The sequence below is a fragment of the Martelella mediterranea genome (assembly GCF_021021415.1).
GTDB classification, from domain to species: Bacteria; Pseudomonadota; Alphaproteobacteria; order Rhizobiales; family Rhizobiaceae; genus Martelella; species Martelella mediterranea_C.
Genome location: NZ_JAINWJ010000004.1, coordinates 59,830 through 81,512, shown reverse-complemented (window position 1 = coordinate 81,512; position 21,683 = coordinate 59,830). Strand labels below are relative to the sequence as shown.

The 21,683-nt window shown below is 61.9% G+C and carries 20 protein-coding genes; 1 reads left to right on the top strand and 19 read right to left on the bottom strand.

Annotation, left to right across the window (positions count from 1 at the left end; translation table 11 throughout):
* Nucleotides 1-88 precede the first annotated feature (88 nt).
* The 18 genes from K7H91_RS02115 to K7H91_RS02030 form a co-directional block, all read right to left on the bottom strand.
* On the bottom strand, nucleotides 89-1,135 hold the full coding sequence (locus tag K7H91_RS02115; RefSeq protein ID WP_230718532.1) for an L-idonate 5-dehydrogenase: 1,047 nt from the start codon (nucleotides 1,133-1,135) through the stop codon (nucleotides 89-91).
* Between the two features lie 176 nt (nucleotides 1,136-1,311).
* The gene (locus K7H91_RS02110; RefSeq protein WP_230718531.1) at nucleotides 1,312-2,412 is read right to left on the bottom strand and encodes an alpha/beta hydrolase family protein; all 1,101 of its coding nucleotides are present in this window, start codon (nucleotides 2,410-2,412) and stop codon (nucleotides 1,312-1,314) included.
* Nucleotides 2,409-3,407: an ABC transporter ATP-binding protein gene (locus tag K7H91_RS02105; RefSeq protein ID WP_230718530.1), complete on the bottom strand. Its 999-nt coding sequence runs from the start codon at nucleotides 3,405-3,407 to the stop codon at nucleotides 2,409-2,411. The genes K7H91_RS02110 and K7H91_RS02105 overlap by 4 nt, the downstream gene beginning before the upstream one ends.
* Nucleotides 3,407-4,381: an ABC transporter ATP-binding protein gene (locus tag K7H91_RS02100; protein ID WP_230718529.1), complete on the bottom strand. Its 975-nt coding sequence runs from the start codon at nucleotides 4,379-4,381 to the stop codon at nucleotides 3,407-3,409. Before K7H91_RS02100 ends, K7H91_RS02105 begins: the two co-directional genes overlap by 1 nt.
* The gene (locus K7H91_RS02095; protein ID WP_230718528.1) at nucleotides 4,378-5,316 is read right to left on the bottom strand and encodes an ABC transporter permease; all 939 of its coding nucleotides are present in this window, start codon (nucleotides 5,314-5,316) and stop codon (nucleotides 4,378-4,380) included. Before K7H91_RS02095 ends, K7H91_RS02100 begins: the two co-directional genes overlap by 4 nt.
* Complete coding sequence (locus K7H91_RS02090; RefSeq protein ID WP_230718527.1) at nucleotides 5,313-6,290, bottom strand: ABC transporter permease; 978 nt, start codon at nucleotides 6,288-6,290, stop codon at nucleotides 5,313-5,315. The genes K7H91_RS02095 and K7H91_RS02090 overlap by 4 nt, the downstream gene beginning before the upstream one ends.
* 65 nt (nucleotides 6,291-6,355) lie before the next feature.
* Complete coding sequence (locus K7H91_RS02085; protein ID WP_230718526.1) at nucleotides 6,356-7,933, bottom strand: ABC transporter substrate-binding protein; 1,578 nt, start codon at nucleotides 7,931-7,933, stop codon at nucleotides 6,356-6,358.
* Between the two features lie 86 nt (nucleotides 7,934-8,019).
* Nucleotides 8,020-9,123 carry a M24 family metallopeptidase gene (locus tag K7H91_RS02080; RefSeq protein WP_230718525.1) on the bottom strand — a complete coding sequence of 368 codons (1,104 nt, stop codon included), beginning with the start codon at nucleotides 9,121-9,123 and terminating at the stop codon, nucleotides 8,020-8,022.
* Nucleotides 9,124-9,175: 52 nt separating this feature from the next.
* Nucleotides 9,176-9,937, bottom strand: coding sequence for an FCD domain-containing protein (locus tag K7H91_RS02075; protein ID WP_230718765.1), 762 nt, complete (start codon nucleotides 9,935-9,937; stop codon nucleotides 9,176-9,178).
* A gap of 429 nt (nucleotides 9,938-10,366) precedes the next feature.
* Nucleotides 10,367-11,404: a 4-hydroxy-2-oxovalerate aldolase gene (dmpG, locus tag K7H91_RS02070; RefSeq protein WP_230718524.1), complete on the bottom strand. Its 1,038-nt coding sequence runs from the start codon at nucleotides 11,402-11,404 to the stop codon at nucleotides 10,367-10,369.
* Nucleotides 11,404-12,348 (bottom strand): acetaldehyde dehydrogenase (acetylating), encoded by a 945-nt coding sequence (locus K7H91_RS02065; protein ID WP_230718523.1) that lies wholly within the window; start codon nucleotides 12,346-12,348, stop codon nucleotides 11,404-11,406. The genes dmpG and K7H91_RS02065 overlap by 1 nt, the downstream gene beginning before the upstream one ends.
* Before the next feature lie 35 nt (nucleotides 12,349-12,383).
* A complete protein-coding gene (locus K7H91_RS02060; protein WP_230718522.1) occupies nucleotides 12,384-13,088 on the bottom strand; it encodes an ABC transporter ATP-binding protein in 705 nt (234 codons plus the stop codon).
* Nucleotides 13,081-13,866 carry an ABC transporter ATP-binding protein gene (locus K7H91_RS02055; RefSeq protein ID WP_230718521.1) on the bottom strand — a complete coding sequence of 262 codons (786 nt, stop codon included), beginning with the start codon at nucleotides 13,864-13,866 and terminating at the stop codon, nucleotides 13,081-13,083. Before K7H91_RS02055 ends, K7H91_RS02060 begins: the two co-directional genes overlap by 8 nt.
* Entirely contained in the window at nucleotides 13,863-14,876 is a 1,014-nt protein-coding gene (locus K7H91_RS02050) for a branched-chain amino acid ABC transporter permease (RefSeq protein ID WP_230718520.1), read from the bottom strand. The genes K7H91_RS02055 and K7H91_RS02050 overlap by 4 nt, the downstream gene beginning before the upstream one ends.
* A complete protein-coding gene (locus K7H91_RS02045) occupies nucleotides 14,873-15,739 on the bottom strand; it encodes a branched-chain amino acid ABC transporter permease (RefSeq protein WP_230718519.1) in 867 nt (288 codons plus the stop codon). The genes K7H91_RS02050 and K7H91_RS02045 overlap by 4 nt, the downstream gene beginning before the upstream one ends.
* A 51-nt stretch (nucleotides 15,740-15,790) precedes the next feature.
* On the bottom strand, nucleotides 15,791-16,969 hold the full coding sequence (locus K7H91_RS02040; protein WP_230718518.1) for an ABC transporter substrate-binding protein: 1,179 nt from the start codon (nucleotides 16,967-16,969) through the stop codon (nucleotides 15,791-15,793).
* A gap of 72 nt (nucleotides 16,970-17,041) precedes the next feature.
* A complete protein-coding gene (gene mhpD / locus K7H91_RS02035) occupies nucleotides 17,042-17,839 on the bottom strand; it encodes a 2-keto-4-pentenoate hydratase (protein ID WP_230718517.1) in 798 nt (265 codons plus the stop codon).
* Nucleotides 17,840-17,841: 2 nt separating this feature from the next.
* Entirely contained in the window at nucleotides 17,842-19,557 is a 1,716-nt protein-coding gene (locus K7H91_RS02030; protein WP_230718516.1) for a bifunctional 3-(3-hydroxy-phenyl)propionate/3-hydroxycinnamic acid hydroxylase, read from the bottom strand.
* Nucleotides 19,558-19,695: 138 nt separating this feature from the next.
* Between K7H91_RS02030 and K7H91_RS02025 the strand changes: the two genes are divergently transcribed.
* On the top strand, nucleotides 19,696-20,508 hold the full coding sequence (locus K7H91_RS02025; protein WP_230718515.1) for a DNA-binding transcriptional regulator: 813 nt from the start codon (nucleotides 19,696-19,698) through the stop codon (nucleotides 20,506-20,508).
* On the opposite strand, the gene K7H91_RS02020 is transcribed toward K7H91_RS02025, so the two are convergent.
* The gene (locus K7H91_RS02020; protein ID WP_230718514.1) at nucleotides 20,472-21,500 is read right to left on the bottom strand and encodes a VOC family protein; all 1,029 of its coding nucleotides are present in this window, start codon (nucleotides 21,498-21,500) and stop codon (nucleotides 20,472-20,474) included. The two genes, K7H91_RS02025 and K7H91_RS02020, sit on opposite strands and share 37 nt — an antisense overlap.
* Nucleotides 21,501-21,683 lie beyond the last annotated feature (183 nt).

Sequence of the window (21,683 nt, the reverse complement as noted above, 5' to 3'; positions counted from 1 at the left end):
TCTCGAGCTGGCGGTCGCGCTTATGGACCGCGGGGGGTGACACTATGCAACTACGATTCCGAAGGCGATGCGCCTGCGGGCCTGACCATCAATTGACCTCCTGAAGGTTGATCTGAACCTTCGAGTTTTGTGCCCGATCAAGCGCCGCATCAAGCGCTTCCCGAACCTGGGACAGCGGCCAGACGCCGGTGATCATCGGCGCGACGTCGATCGTCTGATCGGCGATCATCCTGACAGCTTCCTGAAATTCCTGGTCGAAGCGATGGGTCCCGATCATTGTGATCTCCTTGGCGACCAACCGCCCAAGCGGAAGCGAGGTGTTGCCGGCAACCCCGACCTCTACGAGAGTGCCGCATGGTTTGAGCGCCTCGACCGCATCCTCGATTGCACTTGCGGCAGCCGAGCATTCGAACGCCACATCCATTTCGCCCAGCGACGCCCTCCAGTTCGCGTCCGTTCCGACGCAAAATGTCTGGTCGACACCCATTTTTGTGGCAATCGCAAGCGGCTTGTCCTGCACATCCGTGATCGCAACGAAGCCGGCCCCCTTTGCTTTGGCTGCTGCCGCCGTCAAAAGGCCAATAGGACCTGCTCCGGTCACCAAGACCCGCTTTCCGCCAAGATTGCCCGGAACCCGCGATAGGGCGTGAAGGCAAACGGCAAGCGGTTCCGTGCACGCGGCCGCGCCAGGGTCCGCGCCCTCCGGGAAGGCAACGCATTGCGATGCCGGCACGGTCAACCGGCTGCGATAGAGGCCCTGCTCATGGGGCATATACATGGCGCTGCCGCGAAAGCGCATGTTCCGGCAGTGCCGCGGCAATCCGGCAGCGCAACGGTCGCAGCGGCCGCAGGGCTGACTGGGATTGATCGCAACCAGCGTACCGACGGCAAGATCCGCGCCCCGGCCCGCTGCTTCGACATAGCCCGAGGCTTCGTGACCAAGGATGATCGGTTCGCGGACGCGGATCGTACCCACCCCGCCATGGTCGTAGTAGTGAAGATCCGATCCGCATATCCCGCCCCTGGCCATACGAAGACGAACCTCGCCGTCGCCGGGCTGGGCCGCAACACCGGTTTCGACCCTGATGTCATGAATGCCGTGAAGGCGAGCGAAGTGGGATTCTACGTGGGACACAATTTTCTCCTGAGCGCCGCGACCTGGGAGCCGTCGCTGCGCGTATAAAGTTCAGATATTTTGGATTGTCGGGACCGGAGCGACTGCGTGTTTAACGGAAACGCGGAACAGCTCTGGCTCTCTATTTTTACGCAACTCCGGACGGTGAACCGGCATCCACTTCACCTGGAATTGCTCTAGGCGGCGGGTTGCGACATCACCCTCTCGAATGCCGACCAGCCGATGTCCTCGTAAAAGCGGTGACCTTCTTCGCCCTGCGCAAACACAATATCGTCAGGCCGTCCCTGCGCCGCGAAGATTGACCGCGCTTGCGCGAAAGCCTCGTCGACGCCCTGATGCGGGAACAGCGGATCGTGCCGTCCCATCACGACCGCGATCCGCGCCGTCTCGATGGCGCCGGCTATATCGGCGAAGTCGAACCATTCGAGCATGCCCGGCAGGTAGTTGTCGGTGCAGTGATCGATTGCGCCGATGCTCTTTCCGACCGTGCAGAAGCACGAGGCCACAATCGCGCCCTTGATCCGCGACTCGACGGCGGCGGCATACCACGCGACGGTACCGCCGCCGGAATTTCCCATCACGTTGATGGCATCGGCATCGACCCCGTCGATTTCCGCGATGGCATCGCAGGCGCGGATGATGTCGAACACCCGCTCGCCGAGGATCGTGCGACCAAGCAGCAGCGCGGTCATCGCCGTGTGCTTACAGGTGTGATTGTCGTCGTTGACCTCCAGTTCCAGGGTCCTGCGGCAGCAATCGGCGCGTCCGTCGGAGCGCAAGCCGAAGGCGCGCTGCTCCATGGCAATGGCCGCATAGCCTCGCCGCACTGCCTGAAGCGCAAAATCACGATCGCCACCGAGATCTTCAACGTCGCGATCGTGCACCACTTCTCCAATCGAGATGTGCATGCCGGTGGTATGCCCCTGCAGGCAGATCATGACCGGCAAGGGACCGCGCGTGTTTTTCGGCAACAGCAGACGGCAGGGGACTTCGACGCCGGGCTCGCTCTCGAATACAAGGTCCTGCGTGAAGTGATCGCCCATGTCGTTGCGCTCGCCCAGCATCTCGACACGCGGCGCGCCCACCGGCCGCTCGGGCATGCGAAGGAGTTCGATCAGCTTTGCGCGCAACTGTCGCGACCAGTCCTGATAGGTTGCCTCGCCCGTGAAGGCGAGCTTTCGCGGCGCCGCGGCGATCAGCCGTTGATGCAGTGCTTGCGAGGCGAATTTTTCCGGGCGCTGTTCGGCGAAAGTGAAACGATCGGGAACTTTGGTCATGCAAGACGTCCTTCTTCGATGGCGTGACATGCGACATGGCCGCCGGAGACCGGTGTTGGAACCGGTCGTTCGGCGCGACAGCGGTCGTTCGCAAACGAACATCGGGGATTAAACGGGCACCCGGTCGGTGGTGAAATCGGGTTCGGCACTTCGCCGCTCATCACGGCGGGCCGGCGTCCGGGTCTGTCGGCACGTGGAATCGTGTCGAGCAGCATTCGCGTGTAAGGATGGGCGGGAGCAGCGAAGAGGTCGCCGGCTTCGCGGTCTTCCACCAACTGCCCGAGATACATCACGCCAACATGGTCGGCCATGTGATGCACGACCGAAAGGTCATGCGTGATAAGAAGGAAAGCAAGGCCACGCTCAGCCTGCACATCCTTGAGCACGTTGAGAATCTGCGCCTGGACGGACACGTCCAGAGCCGAAGTCGGCTCGTCGCATATGAGAAACTGCGGCTCGCACGCGAGCGCGCGGGCGATCGAGATGCGCTGCCGCTGCCCGCCGGAGAACTCGTGCGGGAACTTGGCCGCGGCATTGCCGGGCAAGCCGACCGCCGAAAGCGCCGCGAGCGTGGCCTCACGCATGTCCCGCCGCGACACGGTTCCCGATGCCTTAAGCGCCTCCTGGAGAATCTTGGCCACCGTCCAGCGCGGATTGAGGCTGGCATAGGGGTCCTGGAAGATCATCTGGATGCGGCGGCCCTTGCGCCAGGCGGAAAGCCGCGCCGAAGGTTTGGCCAGGTCCTTGCCGTCAAGCGTGATCTCGCCCTCGGTGGGAGGCTCCAGCCCGGACAGCATTTTCGCGATGGTCGATTTTCCGCAACCGCTTTCGCCCACCAGCGCCATTGTTCGACCGGGTTTCAGCGTCAGGCTGACGTCGCGAACCGCCTTCACGGTCAGTGACCCTGAGCGGCCTGGCGGCGGCGGCAAATGATAGGTCTTGGAGAGCGCGTGTGCTTCCAGAGCGTCGTTCGGCGCGTTGGTGGGGTCGGCCATCAGATCAACTCCTCGGCGTAGTGGCAGGCCACGTCGCGCCCGTCCAGTCGCCTCAAGGCAGGCCGTTCGAGCGCACAGCGTTCGGTGGCGTGATTGCAGCGCGTTCGGTAGGCACAGCCCGATGGGATTGCGGTCAGCGAAGGCATGCTTCCGGCGATCTGCGGCAGCCTGGGTTCCTTTTTTACGATGGAGGGGATGGAAGCGAGAAGGCCGCGCGTATAGGGATGGCGCGGCTCCATCAACACATCTTCAACCTTTCCGACCTCGACAATACGCCCCGCATAGAGAACCGCGACACGATCCGCCGTCTCCGCGACCACGCCCATATCGTGCGTTACGAGAATAATGGAGGTGCCGTGATCCCGGCTGAGGCCGCGCAGCAGTTCGAGGATCTGCGCCTGGATTGACACGTCGAGCGCCGTGGTCGGCTCGTCTGCGATGATCAGCTTGGGACGCAGCGCGATCGCCAGCGCGATCACCACGCGCTGCCGCATGCCGCCGGAGAACTCGTGCGGGTACTGGTGCAAACGGTCCGCCGGCGCGGGAATACCGACCTCCTCAAGCAGCGTCAGGGCGCGCGCCTCCGCAGCCTCTCTGGAAATCGCCTCATGCGTCCGAATGGTCCGTATGAGTTGCTGCGCGACGGTGTAGAGCGGATTGAGGCTGGTCAGCGGATCCTGAAAGATCGTACCGATCTCGGCGCCTCTGAGACGCTGCATCTCACGCTCGGAAAGCGTATCGATGCGCTTGCCTTCAAAGCGGATTTCTCCGCCGGTAACGCGGCAGCGGGCGGGCAATAATCCGTTGATCGCCGAACCGGTCAAGGATTTCCCGGCGCCGGATTCACCCACGAGCGCGACGATCTCGCCTTGGCCGATGTCGAGATGAATATCCGAAAGAACCTGCAACTCCCCGCGGCGCGTGTCGAAGGCCGCGTTCAGGTGATCGATCTCGAGGAGATTGCTGACGGTCATTTGGCGATCCTTGGGTTGAGGGCCTCGCGAAGCCAGTCGCCGAAAACATTGACCGACAACGCCAGTAGCACCAGCGCCAACGCCGGGAACACCGTCATCCACCACTCGCCGGAGAACAGGTAATCATTGCCTGTCCTGATCAGCGTGCCGAGTGAGGGTTGGGTGGGCGGCATGCCGACGCCGAGGAAAGACAGGGTGGCCTCGGCGATAATCGCGCTGGCCAGGCCGAGCGTCGCGATCACGATGATCGGACCGAGAATATTGGGAAGGATGTGGCGGAACAGAATGGTGGGCGCGGCCACATGCATGATGCGCGCCGCCTTCACATATTCCCGGTTCCTTTCGACCAGAGTCGAACCGCGCGCGGTGCGGGCGTATTGCACCCAGTCGGACAGCCCGATCGAGAAAACCAGCACAGGCAGGGCCAGAAGGTTCTGCGTATCGCGTTCGAAAGTGGCTGAGACGACGCCGCTGATCAAGAGAGCGACCAGAATGGCGGGGAAGCTCAACTGAATGTCGGCGAAGCGCATGACGACAGATTCGATCCAGCCGCTGACATAGCCGGCCAACAGCCCCAGGAACAGGCCGATCGCGATGGCGAGAATCACGGCGGCGAAGCCGACAAGGAGGGACATCCGGGTTCCGTACATGATCAGCGAAAGCACGTCGCGCCCCTGATCGTCGGTGCCGAGGGGAAACTCCCAACTCCCCCCGGGCGTCCAGGCCGGCGGCATCAGCCCGTTCATCAGATCAGGCGGCAGAAAGGGATTGTGAGGCGCCAGAAGAGGTGCGCCCACTGCCGCGATCAGGATGATCGCGAAGACAAGGGCCGACACCACGGCGCGCGGAGAATGTGCGAAGGCATGGACGAGATCGCTGTCGAGAAAACGTGACAGGGCGCTACGATGGTCGATGTCCTGGTTTTGTACGGTCATTTGGCGGCTCCGGGAGCGCGAAGCCTCGGATCGACGCGGTAATAGAGAAGGTCGACACAGAGATTCAGCGTGACAAAGAAGATAGAGACGAGCACGAGATAGGTCGCCAGAACGGGCACATCGGCGTAGTTGACCGCCTGAATGAACATCAGGCCGATACCGGGCCACTGGAAAACGGTCTCGGTGATGATCGAGAAAGCGACGACAGCGCCCATCTGCAGACCGATAATGGTCATAACCGGGATCAACGTATTCTTGAGCGCCTCGCGGAACCAGATGGTTTTCTGGCGCAAGCCCCGCGCGCGGGCAAAACGAATATAATCAGTCTCAAGCACTTCCTGCATTTCGGCGCGCACAAGGCGGACAATGAGTGTTGCCTGGAAGAAAGCGAGTGTGATCGAGGGCAGTATGAAGGAAGCCAGCCCGCTACGGGTCAGGAAGCCCGTGTGCCACCAGCCGATCGCCACGGTCTCTCCGCGCCCGAAGGAGGGCAGCCAGCCGAGTTCGACCGAGAAAATCAGGATCAGGAACATGCCGATGAGGAAGGTGGGAAGCGAAACGCCGACGAGCGAGCCCATCAGCAGACCCTGGGCGATCCAGCTCTTTCCGCGGATCGCGGTGTAGATGCCAAGCGGGATGCCGACAAATATGGCGAGTAGGATACCGCAGGCCGCTAGCTCGACGGTCGCCGGCAGGCGCTCGGCCAGCATTGTGGAAACGGGCATGTTCAGGCGGTATGACACCCCGAAATCGCCCTGGAAAAACTTGGCGAGAAAATCGATGTAGCGAACCGGCAAGGGCCGGTCGAGGCCAAGGCTTGCGCGCATCTGCGCGCGCTCGGCGAGCGAGGTTTCGGGACCAGCCATATTGGCAACGGGGTCACCAATGAAATTGAACATCAGGAAAGCAATAAAGGCAACGCACAGAACGACGAAGACCGCCTGAAGCACGCGCTTGAGCAGATATTGCATCATTGGGGGACTACCTTTTTGCGGCGGAAAATGCCCGGAGCGAAGCCTCTCCGCTCCGGGCCGGGATATCAGTCGACGTGCGCCCACTTCCAGACGAACACGTCATCCGGACGCTGGACGACCGTCACGTCGTCGGCCACGCCCCAGGACAGGTTCTGCTGGTGCAGCGGCACGAAGTAGACCTTGTCATTCAGGCGGCGCTGCGCATCATAGAGTAGCTGGTCGCGGGCTTCCGGATCGGTCTCGGTGATCGCGGCCTCGATCATTGCATCGAGTTCCGGATCTGACAGGTTGCCCGCGTTCCAGGTGCCCCACGCGCCCGTTCGCGTGTGAACAAGTTCCTGCATCAGGCCGTTGGCGTCGATATTGCCCGGCGACAGCCCGAGAAACCACATTCCGCGACGCTTGCCGGTATCCGACAGGCTGGTCAGAAGCGGACCGATCGGCATGGAAGCGAGATCCACCTCGATGCCGACCTTCTCAAGCATGCCGACAATGGCGGTGCAGATCGCCTCATCGTTGACATAACGGTTGTTCGGGCATTCCATCGTTGTGGAAAAGCCATCGGCATAGCCCGCCTCGTCGAGCAGCGCCTCGGCTGCTTCCGGATCATAGGGATAGCGCTCGAGATCCTTCATGAAACCGTGGAATTCCTGCGGGATCATGGAGGCTGTCGGCGTCGCCTGACCGCGCATCACGACCCGCGCGATCGCGTCCTCATTGATGGCACGGTAGACCGCTTCGCGGACGTCGCGGTTGGAGAGCGGATTGGTGTCGAGCTTGCTGCCCGGCAGCGGCTCGGGGCTGACGTCCATGCCGAGAAACACGACGCGCAGCTCCGGGCCGGTCAGCAGTTCAACGCCGGGCGCCTGTTCGATGCGCTTTTGGTCCTGCACCGGCACCGGAATGGCAAGATCGAGCTCGCCCGAAAGCAATGCGGCCGTGCGCGTTGCGTCCGATTCGATCGGGCGGAAGGTCACGCGTGTCAGATTGTGATCGGCCTTGCCCCACCATTTGTCGAATGGTTCCGCCACAGTGCGGTTGTCGGGCTGACGCTCGACGATGCGGAAAGGACCAGTGCCATTGGCATGCGTATTGGAATAGGCTTTTGCCATTTCCTCGGCGGTGGCTTCGGCCTTGATGCCATGTTCCTCGGCCCATTCGTGGGAAATGATCAGCCAGTTGCTCCAGTTGTTGATCAGGATCGGATCAGGCCGGCTCATCAAAACGTCGACGGTATAATCATCGACCTTTTCGGCGCCGACGACCACTGCCATTTTGGAGCTCTTGATGCGCGAGCCTTCGGCCAGCGAACGCTCCAGTGAGAACACGACGTCGTCGGCGGTGAAATGCTGACCTTCGTGGAAATAGACGTCATCGCGCAGTTTGAAACGCCAGCGGGTGGGCTCGACAAGCTCCCACGAGGTCGCGAGCGCAGGTTCGAGCTGCATATCCGGGCCACGTTGCACGAGACCCTCGTAAATATTCCCCAGGAAACCCAGGTTGAATGTCTGGTCGAGTGCGTGAGGGTCGAGCGTCGTCACATCAGCGGAATACGACCACGTCAACTCCTTGGCGAACGCGGGCGCGGCAGCCGTGGCCATAGCCGCGGCGAACAGCACGGCGAGTGTTTTCTTTTTGATCATTTTGGTCCCTTTATAACCTTCCAGTCTCTGTGAGTTTTGTCTTCCAGTCATGGGCAAGCTTCTAATCTGCTTGTCTTTTTTTGCGCCTAGCCCCGCCTGATCAGCGAGCGGCTCAGCGAGGAAAGAATTTCGAGTTCGCCGTTGTGGACATGCACGATGTCCTCGAGGCGAATACCGAACCGACCCGGGTAGTAGACCCCCGGTTCGATTGAGAACACGCTGCCTTCCTGCAGCGTGTCCGATGACGACGAGGCCAGATAGGGCGGTTCATGAATGTCGAGCCCAAGCCCGTGTCCAAGACGATGGAGAAAGGCGTTGCCATGGCCCGCTTCGGTTAGCGAAACGCGCGCGGCATGGTCCATTTCGCGCCCAGTGATCCCGGGGCGGAAGGTTGTGATGGCCGCCTGGACAGCGGCCTCGACCGCATCGAAGGCCGCGAGAAACTCCGCCGAGGGCTGGCCGAAAACGCCGGTTCGTGTCATGTCGGAAGGATAGTTTTCCCACCAGCAGCCGGCATCGATCAGCACGGGCGTGTTGACCTCAAGCGGGGTGTTGCCGCTGTGGTGATGCGGCATGGCGGCATTGGCGCCGAACGCAACCTGACAGAAGCCGGGACGCGCACCCTGCTTCTTCATTTCATCGTAGATCGTGTCAACGATCTCCGCTTCGGTTACGCCTTCCCGCAGCGCATCAAACCCGGCCATAATGGCGGCGTCGTTGATCTTCGCGCTCTTGCTGAGCGCGGCGCGTTCTTCCGGATCCTTACGCTGGCGAAGCGCGCCGACCGTGCTTTCGGTGAAGGTGATGCGGGGATTGTCGAACAGGCCCGTAAGCAAATAGGAAAAATCAGTGCGCATGGTCTCGTCAACCGCGATGGAAACATCCGAACGGCGTTTGACGAGGCTTGAAAGGGCGGCATCGAGGGCATCGGACGGGCCATCGCCATCCGACCAGACGAAGAAAGGCAGGTCGGTGCCTTTTCGCGCGGCCTCTGCATTCATTTCCGGCATCAGGAACGCCGCGCCCTCGGCGCTGACCAGCACAAGCACCGGGCGCTCGTCGCCGTGCGGGTCCACTCCGGTCAACCAGCGCATATGGCTTGAGGGGCCGAGAGCGACGAGGTCCAGCTCCGAGCGGGCCATGGCGTCACGCAACATCGCCAGCCGGCTTTCATATCTCGTATTGATCATGGATAAATGCTCGATCCGTGGGGAATAAACTGGTTTTCAGGCTTTGGGGACGTCAGTCGTCGTCCTGCCTGGCGGCGACCGGTGTCGTCCCGTCCTCCGAGGGCGGAAACATGTAGCCGTCGAAAAGCGGATCGTCGTGGTCAGAAAGGCCGAGCAGCCGATTGTAGACATTGGCCAGATGCCGCGACATGGCGGCGTGGGCCTCATCTGGATTTCGGCGAACCATGGCCGCCACGATGGCTTCGTGATCCTGGATCCATTGCAGGCGATGATCGCTGTCGCGCACCCGCTTGTGCAGCGTGTGCCACATCGGGCTGATCTTGCGCTTCTCCCACAAGCGGTAGACGGCATCGATCAGCGCGCTGTTCTGCGTGGCCTCGGCAATCCGGTGATGAAACAGTTCGTCGCCGGGATAATCCAGCCCGCCCTCATCCATGCTGCGGCGATCCATTTCGATGGCCTCGCGCAGACCTTGAATATCTTTCTTGCTTACCCGCGTTGCCGCGAACCGAGCAACCTCGCTTTCAATCACCTGACGGGCCTGGAGCAGTTCGAAAGGCCCGACATCGAGCCCCTCCTCCGCAGTTGATTGATAGTGGGCCGGCTCGAGCAGGAACACCCCGGCACCCTGGCGCACCTCCACCTTTCGCTCGATCTCCAGCTTGATGAGCGCCTCGCGCACAACGGCGCGGGTTACGGAAAGCTGGTCGGCCAGTTTTCGCTCTGTGGGAATTCTGCTTCCAGCGCGCAGGCCCATGTCCCGCACGATCGCCTCAATGTCTTCTGCGACTTCCTGGTACCTGCGTTGCTTCATATTGGCCACCCAAAAATGAAAATTGGCTGACCAATATTGCGTGCAGGCCTCAGTATTGTCAATTCGACTGTCGAAAATAAACGAAAACAGAGGCGAACAGCAGGGTCAGGCGTCCCAGCTCCGAAAATTGATCGCCCAATTTTTCGGCTTTGAGGTTTCGGGTCGTTTATATCGAGGCGTTATGTCCAAGCGCACGGATTCCGGGAAACGGAAAAGACCTGAAGCCGCCGGGCTCTCGATTGTCCCAAGCATATATGCGCGTGAGGTTTATGCGCTCCCTCCCCGCGCGGAGCGCGAACCGGTTGCGCGAAATACCCGCAACCGTGAACATCTCGGCACCAGCCTTAATCGCTTGAAGACAAACGCATTCATGCCTTCCGTCGAGATGGACGAAGGAGGATAAAGCGGGCGTATTTCTTGCAATGGTCGTCAGGCCGAGCGTATCCGGCGCGTTTCAAGCATGTCGAGCGCGACATCGACGATCATGTCTTCCTGGCCGCCAATCATCCGGCGCTCTCCGAGTTCGATCAGGATGTCGCGTGCATCGACGCCGTAGGTCTTTGAGGCGTTTTCGGCGTGCCGCAGGAAGCTGGAATAGACACCGGCATAGCCGAGTGACAGGCTTTCGCGGTCGACGCGCACCGGCCGTTCCTGCAACGGGCGCACCAGATCGTCGGCGGCATCCATCAGCGCGAACAGGTCGCAGCCCGTGTCGATCTCCATCCGGTTGAGGACGGCAATCAGCACTTCAAGCGGTGCATTGCCCGCTCCCGCGCCCATACCCGCAAGCGAGGCATCGACGCGAACGGCGCCCGCCTCGATGCCGGCAACGGCGTTGGCGATGCCCAGCGCCAGATTGTGATGGGTGTGGACGCCGACCTCGGTTTCAGGCTTCAGCGCGTCACGCAGCGCCGTAACGCGGTCGCGATACTGGTCCGGCAGCAGCGCACCGGCGGAATCGGTCACGTAGACACATTCCGCGCCATAGCTTTCCATCAGCCTTGCCTGCTCAGCAAGCTTTGCAGGCTCCGCCATATGCGCCATCATCAGAAAACCCACCGTATCCATGCCGAGCGCGCGCGCCGCCTCGATATGCTGGCGCGAGACATCCGCCTCGGTGCAATGGGTCGCGATCCGCACCGAGCGCGCGCCCGCCTGATGGGCCTGTTCGAGCTCATGCACGGTTCCGATGCCGGGCAGCAGCAGGACGGTGACGGCGGCATTCTCGCATACCTCGGCAACCGCCGCGATCCAATCGACATCATCATGACGGCCAAAGCCGTAATTGAAGGTCGAGCCCGCGAGACCATCGCCATGGGTGATCTCGATCGCATCAACCCCGGCCCGGTCCAGCGCGCGGGCGATGTCGCGGACATCATCGAGGCTGTATTGATGGCGCATCGCATGCATGCCGTCACGCAGCGTCACATCCTGAATATAGAGTTTGTCCTTGTTGGCTCGGCTCATCACGCAGCCCTTTCCCTGATGTTTTTCGCGGCCCAGTGATTGGCGGTTCTGAGCGCCGCGGACGTCATGATGTCGAGGTTTCCGGCATAGGCGGGCAGATAGTGGGCCGCCCCTTCCACCTCCAGAAAGATCGTTGTCTTCAAACCCGTGGCGAGGCCGATACCCGGTATCCGCACCGGCTGGGTGTCGCCGATTTCCTCGAACTGGACGCGCTGCTTCAGCCGGTATCCGGGCACATAACCACGGACCGTCTCGGCCATCTCGGCAACCGAACGCTCGATATCGTCCCGCGACGCCCCCTGCGACAGCACGAAAACGGTATCGCGCATGATCAGCGGCGGTTCGGCGGGATTGAGAATGATGATTGCCTTGCCGCGTTCGGCCCCGCCCAGAAGCTCGATCGCTTTCGACGTGGTTTCGGTGAACTCGTCGATATTCGCACGGGTGCCCGGACCGGCGGATTTCGAGGCGATCGAGGCAACGATCTCGCCATAGACGGTGCGGGCCGAAACCCGCGACACGGCATGAACCATCGGGATCGTCGCCTGACCGCCGCAGGTGACCATATTGACGTTGGGCTCGTCGATATTGGCATCGCCATTGATCGCCGGAATGGTGAACGGGCCGATCGCGGCCGGCGTCAGGTCGATGACCTTCTTGCCATCCTTTTGCAGGATCGCGTTGTTGGAAACGTGGGCGCGCGCCGAGGTCGCGTCGAAAACGACCTGAATATCCCTGTATTCCGGCATTTTCAGAAGACCTTCAATGCCTTCATGGGTGGTCGCCACACCAAGCCGCTTTGCCCGTGCCAGACCGTCGGACTGCGGATCGATGCCGACCATGGCGCCCATTTCAATCACATCGGAGGTTCGCATCACCTTGATCATCAGATCCGAGCCGATATTCCCGGACCCGATAATCGCGCATTTGATCTTTTCCGTCATGACCTGTCCTTTTCCGTCAATCCTTCACCCGTCGCTCAGGCGGCGACCGCCACGAGGCGGCTCAGCTTTTCGTCATCATCGAGGAGTTCCGCGCTTGTCGACTGATGGACGATCCGCCCGCGATCGAGCACGATGGCGCGCGCCGTCATCGACAGCGCCAGACGCGCATGCTGTTCGACGACGATCACCGAGAGCCCCCGCTCGCGGATCAACCCCCGCACGACATCGGCCAGTTCTTGAATGATGATCGGCGCAAGGCCTTCCATCGGCTCATCCAGCAGCAGCAGGCGCGGATTGGTCATCAGCGCGCGGGCGATCGCCAGCATCTGCTGTTCGCCGCCGGAAAGCTGGTTGCCCATATTGGCGCGGCGTTCCTTGAGGCGCGGAAACACCTCATAGACCGCGCCGAGATCCCACGGCCCCGGTCGCGCCACCGTCGTCAGGTGTTCCTCGACGGTGAGCGAGGGAAACATCGCCCGCTCCTGCGGCACCCAGCCGAGACCGGCATGGGCGCGTTTATGCGTGGCAAGCGCGGTGATATCGTCGCCGTTGAAACGGATCACACCCGCCTGATGGCGCGTCAGCCCCATCAGCGTGCGCATCAGCGTCGACTTGCCGACGCCGTTACGTCCTAAAAGCGCGATACTGTCGCCGCCTGCCATGGAAAACGAGACATTGTCGAGCACGCTGGCCTCGCCATAGCCGGCGCAAACGCCCTCAAGGGTCAGAAGTTCAGTCATGGCCGCCCTCCCCGAGATAGACTTCGCGCACGCGCCGGTCGCTCATGATCTCGTCCGGGGTTCCTTCGGTCAGCACCCTGCCCGACACCAGAACAGTGATGCGCTCGGCAAAGCGGCGTACCAGTTCCATGTCGTGCTCGATGAACAGAATGCTGACATCGGCGGGCAGTCTGGCAATGACGTTGAAAACCTCGGTGCTTTCGCCCGCCGGAATGCCGGCCGCCGGCTCATCGAGCAGAAGAATATGCGGACGCGACGCCAGCGCCAGCGCAATCTCGACCAGGCGCTGCTTGCCATAGGCCAGCGTCTCAACCGTGCTGCCGGCCTGGTTTTCAAGCCCGAGATCCTGGATCAGATCGAGCGCCTCCTCGATTTCAACCGTATGGCTTTGCAGCGGGCGGAACCAATGCCGCGCAAGCCCCTTGCGCTCAAGGATAGCCAGCAGCACGCTTTCGAGAACCGTGAGCTTGGGAAACAGCGTGTTGATCTGAAACGTGCGGGCCATGCCCTTGCGCACGCGCTCCTCCTGCGAGGTATGCGTCACATCCTCGCCGCCGATGAACACCTTGCCGGCGGTTGGCTCCAACACGCCGGTCAGCATGTTGATGAAGGTAGTCTTTCCCGCGCCATTCGGCCCGATCAGCGCATGACGCGCGCCGGTGGGCAGAGCGAAGCTGATATCGCTGTTGGCCTGAAAACCGCCCCAGCTTTTCGACAGGCCTTCGGTTGCCAGCGCAAAGCCCGCGCTTTTCGAAAGGAAACTGGTATCGTGTTTCATTCCGCCGGCTCCCTCTTGCGCGAGATCGGAAGGCCTTTCAATGCGATGAAGCGCGCCAGATCGCTGGCGCCGCCGGTCAGCCCGCCGCGCAGGAAAAAGACCACCGCCATCAGCAGAACGCCCATCCAGAACTCCCAGTAGACGGGATCGACATCATTGAGGAAATCATGGGCGACCACGAACACGGCCGTGCCGATCACCGCGCCGTAAAGCCTGCCCGTGCCGCCAAGGACAAGCATCACCAGAAATTCGGCCGAACGGGTCACCGAAAGGGAATCGACGCCGACGAATTGCGTCGTCTGCGCCATGAGGCCGCCGGCAATGCCGGCAATGCCTGCCGAAAGGGTGAAGGCGACCTGCAACCGGTTGTTGACCGACGCGCCAAGGGCGGGCATCCGGTTAACGCCCTCGCGGATGGCGCGCAGCGACAGGCCGAGCGGCGAGGAAGCGAAAAACTTCAGCGCGACGAAAACGATCACGAGAACCGCATAGGCATACCAATAGGCGGTGTTGCCGAAGAAATCGAACTCGAAGACACCGAGAAGCGGCGCCATCTCGATGCCGGAAAGCCCGTCCACGCCGCCGGTCACCCCGCTCATGCGATTGGCGATTTCATAGGCGACGAGACAAATGCCGAGCGTCACCATCAACCGGGTCAGATCCTTGCCGCGCACGACGAGAAAGCTCGTCAGATAACCGATCGCGAGCGTCAGGGCACCAGCGATCAGAAGCCCGCTCAAGGGCTCGCGCCAGCCATGAACGGACAGGAGCCCAGCCGTATAGGCCCCGATGCCGAAAAAGGCGGCATGGCCGAGCGACACGATGCCGGCATAGCCGAGCACCAGATCGAGGCCCAGGACCGCGATGGCATAGGTCATCAGTGACAGAACGAGCGCCCGGTCGAAAGGCAGCAGGAAATAGAGGGCGGCCGGCAGCAGCCAGAAGACAATTTCGGCAAGGCGCGGACGCGGCGATGCCAGCTTTTGGACGGCCTGAAAACGGATTGTCATGCGCGCTTACCCCCAAGACCGGAGGGAAACGCGATCAGCAGCACGATCATCATGACATAGATGATGAAGGCGCCGATTTCCGGCACGAAATACTTGCCCGCGACATCGAAAACACCAAGCAGCAATGCGGCGGTCAACGGCCCCTTGATCGAGCCTGCGCCGCCGACAACCACGACCAGCAGGAAATAGACCATGTATTTCAGCGGGAAGGTCGGATCGAGCCCAAGCACTTCCACGCCCAGCGCGCCGCCGAGACCGGCAAGGCCGGTACCCAGCGCGAAGCACAGCGCGAACACCAGATTGACATTGATGCCGAGGCCCGCCGCCGCATCCTGATTGTCGACGGCGGCGCGGATTTCCGCGCCGAAGCGGGTCTTCGACAGCATCAGGTGGAGCGCCAGCGTGACGGCGGCAACAAAGGCGATCAGAAGCAGCCGGTACTTACCGAAATCCACGCCCATGAACCGGACCTGCCCCTGCAGCATGTCCGGCATTGCAACGAACTGCTGCGACGCGCCGAAGAAATAATGCGCGGCTGCAATCGAGGAGAACACGAAACCGACGGTAAACAGCATCTGGTCGAGATGCGGCGCCTTGTAGAGCCGTTGAAACAGAAGCCGCTCGGCGATGATACCGCAGAGCCCCGCAGCCACAAAGGCGAGCGGCAGGGTGGCGAGAAAGGGAATACCCGCCCTGTTGGCCAGATAGACGCTTGCGTAACCGCCGATCATGGCGAACGACCCATGGGCCAGATTGATGAAATTCATCAGTCCCATGGTGATGGAAAGCCCGACGCCGACCAGAAACAGCAAGCTGCCATAGGCCAGTCCGTCGAAGAGAATGCCGACAATATTACCTGCCATTCAAAGCTCCGGAAAAGGGGGGCGGGCGGCAGGGCCGCCCCGTCCCTGGCCTCAGGGCGTCATGTCCCGGCTTTCGGGAAATTCGAAAAACTCGACATTGGCGAGATTTCCGTCGACCGCCTCGACCTTGCGGACATAGATGGTCTGAACGATGTCGCGGTTTTCCGGGTCGATGGCGATCGGCCCGCGCGGGCTTTCTAGGGTCGCGCCCTTCAGCGCCTCGGCAATGGCCGGACCCGAGGCATCGCCGCCGGTCTTTTCCAGCGCATAGTAAAGCGCGGCCATGCCGTCATAGGCGGAAACCGAGAGGAAATTCGGCCACGGATCATCGGGATAGGCGGCAAGATAGGCTTCCACGAATTCCCGATTGAGGTCGGATTCATGCGCCATCGCATAATGGCCGGTGGTCACCACGCCGAGCCCGGCATCGCCGGTCTGGCGGATGGTCAGTTCGTCGGTGAGATCGCCCGTGCCCAGCATGGTAATGCCCGCTTCCTTGAGGCCGCGCTGGTCAAACTCCTTGATGAAGTTGATCGTCGCCTCGCCCGGCGGCAGCCAGACGAACACCGCATCCGGCTTGGCGTCCTTGATGCGCTGGATGAACGGCGCGAAATCGGGGTTCTGCGCCGGAACCCGCAGGCTTCCCGCAACAGTGCCGCCATTGGTCGTCAACCCGCGAATGAAGGCCGTTTCCGCATCGTGACCGGCGGTGATGTCGGCCACCAGCGTATAGACGTTTTCATAGCCCTGTTCGGCGGCAAAGCGGCCGGCCGGCTCGGTGATCTGCGGCAGGGTCTGGCCGACGCGGATCATATAGGGGTTGGCATCGGTGATATGCGACGATGATGCGTTCATCACGATCATTGCCGTTTTGGTTTTCTCAGCAAGCGGCGCGGAGGCCATGGCTGACGCCGTAAAGGTGAAGCCTGCCAGAACGTCGACGCGATCGCGCACGAGAAGATCCTGAACGGCGCGGCGGGCGCGATCGGGGGCGATACCGCCGTCATCCTTGATGATCAGTTCTATCTTCTTGCCCGCAACCTCATCGCCATACTGCTTCATGAACAGGTCGATGCCGTTTTGCATCTGGGTGCCGTAAATGCTGAACGGCCCGGACAGCGACAAAACCACGCCAACCTTGACGGTATCGTCCGCTGCCAAGGCTGGAAACCCTGCCGTCAGCGCGGTTGCAGCCAGGGCCGCACCGAGAAAATATCTGCGTTTGATCATTTTGGTCTTCCTCCTCAAAAAATGATGGCGGCAGCCGGGCCTCCTCCATGAAAACCCGGTCCGGCTTGCTGTTCAGTCCAGATTGTTGCCGAAAGCGGCGCGAACCGACCCAAGGCCTTCAATGTCGGCCTCGAACTGGTCTCCGGGGGAAACCGGGGCCATGGGCCCGAGCGCGCCGGTCATGATGAGATCGCCGGCCAGAAGCGGTGTTCCAAAGGCAGCCATTTTGCGCGCCAGCCACAGCGCCGCGTTGAGCGGATGGCCGAGGCAGGCCGCGCCGGAACCGGTCGAAACCATTTCGCCGTTCCGGGTCATGGCCATTGACAGGGTTTTGAGATCAAGGCCGGCAAGCGGCACCGGAACCCCGCCCAGAACCACGAGCCCGGACGATGCATTGTCGGCAACCGTGTCGTTGAAGCGGATGTTCCAGTCCGCAATCCGGCTGCCGACGACCTCGATCGCGGGAAGGGCGAAATCGACGGCGCGGATCAACTCGACCAGCGTCGTATCGGCCGCCGGTAGGTCGGCCTTCAGCACCAGCGCGATTTCCGCCTCGGCCTTCGGCTGCATTACCCGCGCAAACGGTATCTCCTCGTCATCGCCATAGATCATGTCGGCGAAAAGCGTGCCGAAGTCCGGCTGATCGACGCCGAGCTGCGCCTGCACGGCCTTGGCCGTCAGCCCGATCTTGCGACCGACGATCCGGCGACCGGACGACACCCAATGCTCGACATTGGCGCGCTGGACCGCATAGGCGGTTTCACCGCCATCGTCGGGCATGGTATCGCGAATAGGGGCAATGGGCTTTGCCGTTTCCTCGGCGGCAACAAGCGCCTCTGCAAGCTGGCTGACCAGTGCGGGATCGACCATGATCACACCTCCCTCGCCAGGGTCATCGGCTGCGGTCTGCCAGGATAGGACATGGCGCGCGCCAGCGAGCGCGACACTTCAGTCACGGTCAGAGGCGTGGCGGTTGCCGCCACCACCCGGTCCGGTCGCAGGAAAACGACCGATTCCGGCCAATTGCCGAACCATTCCTTCAGCCGGCCCTGCCGATCGCCGATCTCGACGACGCCGTTCATCGCGTCGGTGCCGAAGCCGAGCGCCTCATCAGGCCTGACCCCGAGCTGCACGTCGGGCTTGACGCAGATGAAGACCGCGCCGAGCGCCTGCCACATCGCGATCTGGTCGGCATCCATATATTGCAGCGGATTGTTGCCCCAGGAAAGGATTGCGAAATTAGGACCGATCAGGTCGTCCATTCGCCTGACCTCACCCGCAATGGTGCGCACGCGCGGCTGGATGAACAGGCGACCGACCGGGCTTTCCTTGCTTTTGACGCGACTTGGAACCAGCGCGCCTTCGGTAAAACGCGGCATCGGCTTGAAGCGCATCTCGACGATGTAGCGCTTGACGGCAGGAAACAGGTTCAGGAACCGGGTGACGCCATCGCGCACCGTGCCGAGAAACGCATACGGCGGATTGAACACCTTGCCGACCATGACCGAGAGGTCGATCATCGCCTTGGCGTGGCTGCGCCGCTCGCTCTCATAGGTATCGAGAATGTCCGGGCCCAGACGACCATTCACCACCATGGCCAGCTTCCAGCCGAGATTGGCGGCGTCGCGAATGCCGCTGTTATAGCCCTGCCCCTGCCAGACCGGCATGATATGGGCGGCGTCGCCGGCGAGCATGACCCGCCCCACGCGGAAGCGATTGGCAAGCCTGGCATTGTGATTGTAGATGCGGCGGCGGATCAGCTTTGCCTCTTCCGGCTTTTCCAGAACCTTGGCAAGCAGGGCGCGCATGACGTCGGGACGCTCGAAATGGGCTTCGTCCTCATCCTTCATCACCATGAATTCGAAACGGCGCACGCCGTGCGGCAATGCGGCGGAGACGTAAGGCCGCTTCGGATCGCAAACCAGGTAGACATTGGGCGTACCGACGGGATCGTTCTCGACATCGACGACCATCCATTGATTGGCGGCGGTTTTACCTTCGAAGGCAAGGCCCAATGCCTCGCGGACCGGGCTGCGGCCGCCATCAGCGCCGACCATATAGTCCGCGCTAATGGTGAAGGGACCATCCGGGCCTTCCACCGTCGCGACCACGCCTTCGGCGTCCTGCTTCAGGCTTTTGAATGCGGTGGCAAACAAGACCTTCACGTGGCTGTAGCGGGAAAGGCCCTCATAGAGAATCCGGTCGGCCTGCGGCTGGATGAAGGCGTTGCGACGCGACCAGCCGAACTCGTCGGTTTTCGGCTCGAGAGAGGCCCAGCAACGCCCCTTCGCGGTCAGGAACCGCATCCAGTGCAAGGGCGTGGTGTGCGGCTCGATCCTGTCGGCAAGCCCGATGCCCTGCATCGTGCGCATCGCCTCATCGTCAATGCCGATGGCGCGCGGATAGTCGATCAGCTCCGGCAGCGCCTCGATCACGATCGTCTCGACACCATAGCCGCCAAGATAATTGGCGAGCGTCAGGCCGACGGGGCCCGCGCCCGCTATCAGAACCCGCGCCTTCATCGGGGTCGCGCGCCCGGTCTCGGCCGCCGCAGCGGCATCTTGATGTGAACTGACGGGAAATGTCATGATCTGGCTCCTCGGCATTGTCGTCCGGGAGACGTTCTCCTCCGCACCCCGGCAACCGGGATCAGCTATCAGCAGGCTTGCAAAGTTAACAACGATCATGAAAGATTCGTGCACATAGTGCACATGACGGGAGCTCAAATGGGAGACGCAAGCCACACGCCATACAAGCCTGTCCAGGGGCTTTCGCGCGGCCTCGCTTTGTTGCGGTCTCTCAATCAGGCCGAGGGCGGGTGGGCCACCGTGGGGGAACTGAGCACGGCGACAGGGCTGCACCGCACGACGGTGCGCCGGCTTCTGGAAACCCTCCAGAACGAAGGGTTGGTGCGCCGGTCGTCCTCCGACGACAGCTACAGGCTGACACCCGGCGTCTACGGCCTGAGCGACGGCTACAATGAAGACGAGTGGATTTCGGAGGCAGCCTCCGCCGTGCTCGGCGAACTGCTGGTAAAGGTGGTCTGGCCCTCGGATCTGGCAACGCTGGACGGGCTTTCCATGCAGGTGCGCGAGACCACGCACCGTTTCAGCCCGCTTTCGTTTCACAAGGTCACGGTGCGCCGCCGCCTGCCACTGACCACAACGGCGCTCGGGCGCGCCTATCTTGCCTTCTGTCCGGATGAGGAACGCGAAACGCTGCTTGCCGAACTTGCGCAGCAGCCTGGATCGCTTCTGGCGGAGCCATCGGCGCGGAGCGCCTTCGAGGCGCAGCTCGATGACCACCGGAAAAACGGCTACGCATTTGCCAATGGCGACTGGACTCGCGAGCAGAAGATCATGGCGCTCGCGGTTCCGGTCATGCATGGCGACAAGGTGGCCGGCTGCATCAATGTCGTGATGCTGCGATCGGCCATGAGCCTGTCGCAGGCATGCGAGAAATATCTCGCGCCGCTTCGGGAAGCGGCGCGCAAGGTCGAAGATTATTTGGCCGGGGCGGGGACGAGCTCATTGCGATAAAGCCCGGCGCAGCCGGTGGTGTCGCGGCCGCGGCTGCCCGTCGATGTGTCGATGGGATCACCGTACCAGGTCATGCCGTCGGGAAACGCTTGCTGCTCCCATTCGATCGCCTTCCAGTCTGGATCGAAAATCAGATAGCCGCCGGCGTAAAGCTCGACGCGGTGGTCGGACCCCGGATCGTGGATATAGAGATACATCGCCTGCCCGATGCCGTGCTTGCCCGGTCCGACGCCATAGGAAACGTCGAGATCGCGCAGCGTGTCGGCCGCGGTCAAGACGTCGGAAAAATCCTGCAGGTTGAAGGCGATGTGATGAAGCTGGGCCGTCTTGTTCAGACCGTTGGCGACAATCGCCAGATCGTGCACCTGCGGCGTCACCGACATCCAGGAGGCGAGCACGGTTCCCGGCCGGTTCGGCAGATGGGCGAATTCGCGGCGCTTGAAGCCGAGCGTATCGCGCACCCAGCTTTCGGCCTGATTGATGGTGTCCGGCGAGGTCTGGATGTTGAAATGATCGATCCGGCGCACGCCAAGACCACGCCGTTTCGAGCTGTTGGACGGCAGGCGCGAGCGCATGCTTTCCGGCGCCAGCGGCTTTTCCATGTCGTAATAGAGCTCGAACGGATGTCCGCCGCCGGGCAGAAGGAAGCGGATCGCTTCGCCGCGTCCGGCTTCGGCGCCGGCGGGCACTTCAAGGACCTCGATGCCCTGCCGGGTCAGTTCCTCATGGAACAGCGCGACATCCTGCGGGCGCTTGACGCGGAATGAAAAGGCATTGACGACGGCCTCTTCCTGTTCGGTCAGAACCAGGGAATGATGACCGAGTTCCTGATAGCAGCGCAAATAGGACACATTGCCCTTGCGCTCGACCTCCTCCATGCCCAGCGTATCGCGGAAGAAGAACAGCGACTTTTCGATATCCCTGGTGCCGAGATTGACGGTACCGCATTGGGCGATCTGCGGCCCGGGGTCAAACTGGTCTGAAAATGCCATGGAAAGCCTCCCTGAAAATGGCAACACTCTTCCGGCCGGGAAACCGCCTGCGGCTTCCCGGACATTGCGTCCCGGCCGCGACATGCGCGGCACTGGCCTTTGATATGAAAACGTCTGGCGAGCGCCGCTCCTCGCGGCATTGGGACCGCGCCGTTCGCTTTTCACTGGCTAACAGAGACGAAA

Coding starts and splice junctions, on each gene's coding strand:
- K7H91_RS02030 (WP_230718516.1), bottom strand. CDS start 19,557: ATGACATTTCCCGTCAGTTCACATCAAGATGCCGCTGCGGCGGCCGAG.
- K7H91_RS02075 (WP_230718765.1), bottom strand. CDS start 9,937: ATGAAGCAACGCAGGTACCAGGAAGTCGCAGAAGACATTGAGGCGATC.
- K7H91_RS02060 (WP_230718522.1), bottom strand. CDS start 13,088: ATGACTGAACTTCTGACCCTTGAGGGCGTTTGCGCCGGCTATGGCGAG.
- K7H91_RS02025 (WP_230718515.1), top strand. CDS start 19,696: ATGGGAGACGCAAGCCACACGCCATACAAGCCTGTCCAGGGGCTTTCG.
- K7H91_RS02065 (WP_230718523.1), bottom strand. CDS start 12,348: ATGACGGAAAAGATCAAATGCGCGATTATCGGGTCCGGGAATATCGGC.
- K7H91_RS02090 (WP_230718527.1), bottom strand. CDS start 6,290: ATGATGCAATATCTGCTCAAGCGCGTGCTTCAGGCGGTCTTCGTCGTT.
- K7H91_RS02040 (WP_230718518.1), bottom strand. CDS start 16,969: ATGATCAAACGCAGATATTTTCTCGGTGCGGCCCTGGCTGCAACCGCG.
- K7H91_RS02085 (WP_230718526.1), bottom strand. CDS start 7,933: ATGATCAAAAAGAAAACACTCGCCGTGCTGTTCGCCGCGGCTATGGCC.
- K7H91_RS02020 (WP_230718514.1), bottom strand. CDS start 21,500: ATGGCATTTTCAGACCAGTTTGACCCCGGGCCGCAGATCGCCCAATGC.
- K7H91_RS02050 (WP_230718520.1), bottom strand. CDS start 14,876: ATGACAATCCGTTTTCAGGCCGTCCAAAAGCTGGCATCGCCGCGTCCG.
- mhpD (WP_230718517.1), bottom strand. CDS start 17,839: ATGGTCGATCCCGCACTGGTCAGCCAGCTTGCAGAGGCGCTTGTTGCC.
- K7H91_RS02080 (WP_230718525.1), bottom strand. CDS start 9,123: ATGATCAATACGAGATATGAAAGCCGGCTGGCGATGTTGCGTGACGCC.
- K7H91_RS02110 (WP_230718531.1), bottom strand. CDS start 2,412: ATGACCAAAGTTCCCGATCGTTTCACTTTCGCCGAACAGCGCCCGGAA.
- dmpG (WP_230718524.1), bottom strand. CDS start 11,404: ATGAGCCGAGCCAACAAGGACAAACTCTATATTCAGGATGTGACGCTG.
- K7H91_RS02100 (WP_230718529.1), bottom strand. CDS start 4,381: ATGACCGTCAGCAATCTCCTCGAGATCGATCACCTGAACGCGGCCTTC.
- K7H91_RS02045 (WP_230718519.1), bottom strand. CDS start 15,739: ATGGCAGGTAATATTGTCGGCATTCTCTTCGACGGACTGGCCTATGGC.
- K7H91_RS02055 (WP_230718521.1), bottom strand. CDS start 13,866: ATGAAACACGATACCAGTTTCCTTTCGAAAAGCGCGGGCTTTGCGCTG.
- K7H91_RS02095 (WP_230718528.1), bottom strand. CDS start 5,316: ATGACCGTACAAAACCAGGACATCGACCATCGTAGCGCCCTGTCACGT.
- K7H91_RS02105 (WP_230718530.1), bottom strand. CDS start 3,407: ATGGCCGACCCCACCAACGCGCCGAACGACGCTCTGGAAGCACACGCG.